Origin of the sequence: Xanthomonas campestris pv. asclepiadis (genome assembly GCF_020784175.1) — a bacterium.
Classification (GTDB): domain Bacteria; phylum Pseudomonadota; class Gammaproteobacteria; order Xanthomonadales; family Xanthomonadaceae; genus Xanthomonas; species Xanthomonas campestris_D.
Genome location: NZ_JAJGQM010000018.1, coordinates 77,844 through 83,843, shown reverse-complemented (window position 1 = coordinate 83,843; position 6,000 = coordinate 77,844). Strand labels below are relative to the sequence as shown.

The 6,000-nt window shown below is 67.5% G+C and carries 5 protein-coding genes; 3 read left to right on the top strand and 2 right to left on the bottom strand.

The features are described from left to right. Positions 1-535: 535 nt before the first annotated feature. On the top strand, positions 536-2,188 hold the full coding sequence (locus LL972_RS10595; protein WP_429002140.1) for a M28 family metallopeptidase: 1,653 nt from the start codon (positions 536-538) through the stop codon (positions 2,186-2,188). A 128-nt stretch (positions 2,189-2,316) separates the two neighbouring features. On the opposite strand, the gene LL972_RS10590 is transcribed toward LL972_RS10595, so the two are convergent. Then, complete coding sequence (locus LL972_RS10590) at positions 2,317-2,700, bottom strand: Rap1a/Tai family immunity protein (RefSeq protein ID WP_228327567.1); 384 nt, start codon at positions 2,698-2,700, stop codon at positions 2,317-2,319. A gap of 118 nt (positions 2,701-2,818) precedes the next feature. Between LL972_RS10590 and yedA the strand changes: the two genes are divergently transcribed. After that, entirely contained in the window at positions 2,819-3,715 is an 897-nt protein-coding gene (yedA, locus tag LL972_RS10585; protein WP_228327566.1) for a drug/metabolite exporter YedA, read from the top strand. Beyond that, complete coding sequence (rarD, locus tag LL972_RS10580) at positions 3,712-4,623, top strand: EamA family transporter RarD (protein ID WP_228327565.1); 912 nt, start codon at positions 3,712-3,714, stop codon at positions 4,621-4,623. The genes yedA and rarD overlap by 4 nt, the downstream gene beginning before the upstream one ends. 250 nt (positions 4,624-4,873) lie before the next feature. On the opposite strand, the gene LL972_RS10575 is transcribed toward rarD, so the two are convergent. Then, positions 4,874-5,989 (bottom strand): alpha/beta fold hydrolase, encoded by a 1,116-nt coding sequence (locus LL972_RS10575; protein ID WP_228327564.1) that lies wholly within the window; start codon positions 5,987-5,989, stop codon positions 4,874-4,876. Positions 5,990-6,000 lie beyond the last annotated feature (11 nt).

Genomic DNA, 6,000 nt, shown 5'->3' with positions numbered 1-6,000 from the left:
GCTCCGTGCCCGGCTTCCAGAACGGTCAGAACCCCCTCCAACAACACAGTTGCTACAGGGACGTACTTGCGGCGTGTCCCGCGAGGGTGGGCGGACAAGGGCCCTGCAGCCAAGCACCAGATCGACCGCTCTACCGCTGATCCATCCGCACTCCTAGCCCTCACTACACAACGTACCAAGCATTCGAGATCTGGAACGGTGGCTGTGTTCAATCGCGACCGGCTACTGGAATCAAAAAGCCGGTGAGTCGAGTGCGCGGTGTCCTCGCCGCTTGCGGGACACGCCGTGACCCCGTCCCTGGGGGCTCGGTGGCGGCATCCCTGCCGCCACACGGTCCCGCAACCGGCGTGGACACCGCACCAGACCGTTTGTAGGCTGCTTTCTTGAAAGCGTGTTGCAAGCGTGTTGCCTGGCCTGCGGTGGCAGACGAGAGATTTGCAGGTTGCGTATGCAAGGCGTGTCTGCTGCCCGGTGGCGGGCGCGCGCTTGTAAACTGTGTGTCATCTATCTGTTGCAAGGCCACGCCGTGAATCCGATGCGCATCCTGTTGTTGTCCGCCTGCCTGTTCGTGGGAGGCGTGGCGCAGGCCGCCAACGATCTGCCCGGTGGCGGCATCGATGCCGAAGCGCTCTCGCGGCACGTGCGCCTGCTGGCATCGGATGAGTTCGAGGGCCGTGCACCGGCCAGTGCCGGCGAGCAGCGCACGGTCGATTACCTGGTCGAGCAGTTCAAGGCCGGCGGCCTGCAGCCGGGTGGCGAGCAGGGCGGTTGGACCCAGGCGGTGCCGTTGGTACGTGCACAGGTCGATGGCCCGGTGCGCGCCAGCCTGCGTGTCGGCGGCAAGACCCAGCCGCTGGTCAATGGCAGCGATGTGACCTTGCAGAGCCTGCGTCCGCAGGCCGCGGTGCGCTTGAAGGATGCACCGCTGGTGTTCGTTGGCTACGGCATCAGCGCGCCGGAGCGGCAGTGGGACGACTACAAGGGCGTCGACCTGCGCGGCAAGATCGCAGTGGTGCTGATCAACGATGCCGACTTTGAATCCAGCCAGCCTGGCGCATTCGATGGCAAGGCGGTGACCTATTACGGCCGCTGGACCTACAAGTACGAAGAGGCTGCGCGTCGCGGTGCCGCTGGCGTGTTGATCGTGCACGAGACCGCGCCGGCCGCGTACGGTTGGGCGACGGTGCAGAGTTCGGGTCTGTCGCCGCTGTTCGATATCGAACGCAGCGATGCCGATGCAAGGGCGCAGCATGTGCCGGTGCGTGGCTGGATGCAGCAGGCATTGGCGGTGTCGCTATTCCAGCGCGCCGGGCTGGATTTTGCGCAAGCCAAGCAGCGCGCGCAGCAGCGTGACTTCGCCCCGATGGCGTTGGGCGATGCGACGCTGTCGGTGGACTTCAAGCTCAAGCGCGAGCGCGTGGTCACGCACAACGTGGTGGCCAAGCTCACCGGCAGCCAGCATCCGGACGAGACGGTGATCTTCTCCGCGCACTGGGATGCGTTCGGCGTGGGCAAGGCCGATGCCGGCGGCGACACGGTGCGTCGTGGCGCGGTGGACAACGCCACCGGCGTGGCCAGCGTGCTGGAACTGGCGCGCGTGTTCGCGGCCGGCCCCAAGCCGCAGCGCACGCTGTATTTCATCGCGTTGACGGCGGAAGAAAAGGGCCTGCTCGGCGCCAACTATTACGCAGCCCATCCGCTGGCGCCGCTGGACAAGACCGTGGCGGTACTCAACATGGAGATGTTCAGCCCCGACGGCCCCACCCGCGATATCGCCTCGTGGGGACGCGGACGGGTGTCGCTGGAAGGCGACCTGGAAACCGCCGCCAAGGCGCGCGGTCGCAGCTATTCGCCGGACCCGAATCTGGAAGCGGGCTTTTTCTACCGCGCCGATCATTTCGCCTTTGCGCGCATGGGCGTGCCGGCGATCACCGCAGGCCCCGGTCTGGATATGCTCGAAGGCGGCGTGGCGGCCGGCAAGGCGCTGCGCGACAAGTACTTTGCCGAGTGCTATCACCAGCCCTGCGACCGCTGGACCCCGCAATGGGACGCCAGCGGCCACGCGGCCGACACCACCCTGGTCTACGACGTGGGTGTGGCGCTGGCCAACGGCCGGCAGTGGCCGAGCTGGCAGGATGGTTCGGAGTTCAAGGCGATCCGCGCCAGCAGCGATGCCGCGCGCAAGTAAGGCCAGCGGTGTTCAAACGCCCGGCGTTTTTCGAAGCCCGGGCATTGCGTGACCGGCGATGCGCGCGGTGCACCGCATCCCGGCGTTGTGTACCGGTTTGTCGAGCCGGCTTCCGGCTACCGCGCCGCCTATTTGCGGCACGGATAGCGCTTGGCCAGCGCCTGTACGATCAACGCGGGTGCGGCTTCGTCCAGGCGTGCATCGGGTAGCGCGCCGATATCGCTGATGATCGCCTGCAGATCCGGCGTGCCACGCTTGCCGGCCGGCATGCACCAGTGCGTGCGGTAGCTGCTGCTGGCGACGCCGAGCAGGTAAGCGCCGGCGCGGTTTGCCGAGAGCATGACCTTGAGTTCGGCTTGTTCTGGCGCGATCTCAGGTGCCAAGGAACCGTCGAGCCCAGCCTCGAGCAGTTTGCGCCCGCTCGGTTCCCAGGGTTCGGGCACACGTGCCAAGGCATTGGCCGATAGCACGGTCAGGGCGGCCAAGGTCAACCAGGTGACGTGACGCTGCATAGGCACTCCCAGCTGAGGATCCATGCGCACCATAACGCGGCCGGCGCTTGAGGGCGTACGACGTTGGCGTGGGCAGGTGATCTAGAATTGAAGCTTCCGCTGCACTTGGCAATCTCCGATGTCCTCTTCACACGATGCTGCTGCGCCTGCGCGCAGCGGCCTGGTCGTTGTCGCTTTGTTGCTGGTCTATGTGGTCTGGGGCTCGACCTATCTGGCGATCCGCTTTGCGCTGGAAGGCGGCGCGCTGCCGCTGACCATGGTGTCCGGGACGCGTTTCATCGTGGCCGGCACGGTGCTGTATGCGGTGCTGCGTTGGCGCGGAGTGGCCGCGCCGACGCGTGCGCAGTGGAAGAACGTGGCGGCGATGGGCGCGGCCTTGTTGCTGCTGGGCAACGGCATGGTGGTGCTGGCCGAGCGCAGCGTCTCGTCCGGCCTGGCCGCCACGTCGGTGGCATCGGTGCCGTTGTGGATGGCCTTGTTCGGCGCCTTGCGTGGGCAGCACGCCAGCCGTGGCGAATGGCTGGGCATCGTGATCGGCTTCCTGGGCGTGGTCTGGCTCAACGCCGGCAGCAGCCTGACCGCGACGCCGGGCGGATTGGTGTTGTTGCTGATCGCACCGATCGGCTGGGCGTTCGGTTCGGTGTGGTCGCGCGGGCGCGATCTGCCCTCGCCGTTCATGACCGCCGCCGGGCAGATGCTGTGCGGCGGCGTGTTGCTGGTCGGCACCGGCCTGCTGATCGGCGAGCGCCCGCAGAGCCTGCCGACCTCGCAGGGGCTGCTGGCCGTGGCCTACCTGTGCGTGTTCGGCTCGATCGTGGCGTTCACCGCCTACGTGTGGCTGCTGCATCACGTGCGCCCGGCGTTGGCCGGCAGCTACGCCTACGTCAACCCGGTGATTGCAGTGGCGTTGGGCGCCTGGCTGGGGCATGAGCGTTTCAGTGCGCACGATATCGGCGCGATGGCGGTGATCCTGTCCGGCGTGCTGGTGGTGACATTGGCCAAGGCGCGGCGATGACGGTGGTTTCGCCGATCGAGGCACGTCGCGGACTGCTGATCACCGCATCGACCTTCGTGATCTGGGGCCTGGTGCCGCTGTACTGGCATCTGCTCAAGGCGGTGCCGTCGCTGCAGATCATCGCGCACCGCATCGTCTGGAGCGCGTTGCTGGTGGTGGTGTGGCTGCTGGCCACCTCGGGCCTGCGCTGGTGGCGCGCCGTCGCCACGCAGCCGCGCGCGCTGTGGATGCTGGCCGGCAGCAGCGTGGCGATCGCGTTCAACTGGGGCCTGTACATCTGGGCGATCAACGCCGGGCATGTGATCGAGGCCAGCCTGGGCTATTTCATCAATCCGCTGCTGAGCGTGTTGCTGGGCGTGCTGGTGCTGAAGGAACGCCTGCAGCGCATTCAATGGGTGGCGGTGGTATGCGCGGCGGTGGGCGTGCTGTGGCTGACCCTGGATGCCGGTGCACCGCCGTGGATCGCGCTGGGGCTGGCGCTCTCGTTCGGTGCCTACGGCCTGCTGCGCAAGCTGGTGGCAGTGGATCCGGTGGCCGGGCTGGGGGTGGAAAGCGTGTATCTGTTCGTGCCGGCACTGTTGCTGGCGGGCTGGGGCGAGCAGGGCCACGGCGGCGCCTTCCTGAGCGGCTGGGACCTGCGCACCGATCTGTTGCTGATCTTCGGCGGCGTGTTGACCGCGGTGCCGCTGATCGGGTTTGCGTATGGCGTGCGGCGGATTCCGCTGTCGCTGGTAGGCATCCTGCAGTACATCGCGCCGAGCCTGCAGTTGCTACTGGGCGTGTGGTTCTTCCACGAGCCGTTCGATCAGGCGCGCGCGATTGGATTTGCCGCGATCTGGGTCGGGCTGCTGCTGTTCGTCGGCGATAGCGTGTGGCGGTCGCGGCGGCCGGCTGTGGTGGTTCCCTAAGCATCGGTCGTGCGCGCTCCGGGTGATCGCGCAGCGACTGCGTTGCGTGGTGGGCAGCAGTGCGGTTGCACGCTTCGGCAGGCTGTCGTTGCGCAGCTTTCCGTCTGGAGGCAGGGCGACCAACGAGCACTGCGCTCAGCGCCGTGCAGGCACAGTCGCTGCTCGACATCGGCATGTCATTCGTACACGTCGGTCGGAGCGTGCAGTCCGCTTCCACCTGAGGACCGCGCGCGACGTTTGTCGGCCGCTCTCAGCCGCGCGGCGCCGATGCCGGTGCCGCCACCGCGAGCGTGGAGGTCGGCAGTGCCTGCGGGGCGGGGCAGTGGCTTGGATCCTGTTGCGTCTGCGCCAGCCACTGCTCGATCGGCCCGCCCAGCAGATCCAGTCGCAGCGGCAGGCTCAGATGGGTTTCGCCGGGCAGCTCGACGTAGTGTGCGCGCGGGCTGGCCAGCGCCAGCGCACGTCCATGCGCCACCGGGATGTGCTGATCGGCATCGCCATGCACCAGCAGCACGCAGCTGCGGGTGTCGGCCAGGGCGTGCGCGACATCGACGTGGTCCAGATCCAGCTGCAGCTGGCGGTCGGCGGCGGCGATCACCGCGTCGAGATCCTGGTCGGCATAGCGCCAGCGCGCATACGCGGCCACCGCCTGCCCACGCCAGCCGTTCGGTTGGCTGGCGAGTAGGTGCGGCACCATGTCGCGAATGCCGCGCCCGGCGTTGGCGAAGGATTCCATCGCCACCACGCCGGTCACGCGCGGCCCGAGCTTGTCGGCGGTGAACAACGCGGTGGCGGCGCCATAGGAAATGCCGAACAGGTACAGCGGGCCGCGGATCTCGCCGCGCGGCTGCAGCGCATCGAGCACATCGATCACGTCGTCGGATTCGCGCGTGCCGTAACCGGAGGGACCACCACCGGAATGGCCGTGGTTGCGCAGGTCGATGGTGATCACCCGGTAGCCGGCCTGCGCCAGTTCCAGCGACCACGGCAGCAGCGAATCGCCATCCATCATCCAGCCATGCAACAGCACCACGGTGCCGCGCGGCGTCGGCGGGGCTACGGTGGGCACCTTGAAACTGAAATCCACATCCAGCGCATGCGCCGGATCGTGGCGCTGGCCGAGATAGCGGTACTGCATGGCGTACTGGCCGGGGTCGATCGCGCGCCAGAAGATCGGCACCTGATCGCGCGTGACCACATGCCCGCTGCGGTTGGGCACCGTGGCGATGGTGGCGGCGATGCGCTCCTCGTCCAGCAACGGCGAGGTGCCACCGGGCGCAACCAGGCGCTCGCTGAGCGAGGTGGAGGACGAAGAACAGCCGGCCAGCCACAGGCAGGCGCAGGCCAGCAAAATCAGGCGCGTCATGGCGAAGATCG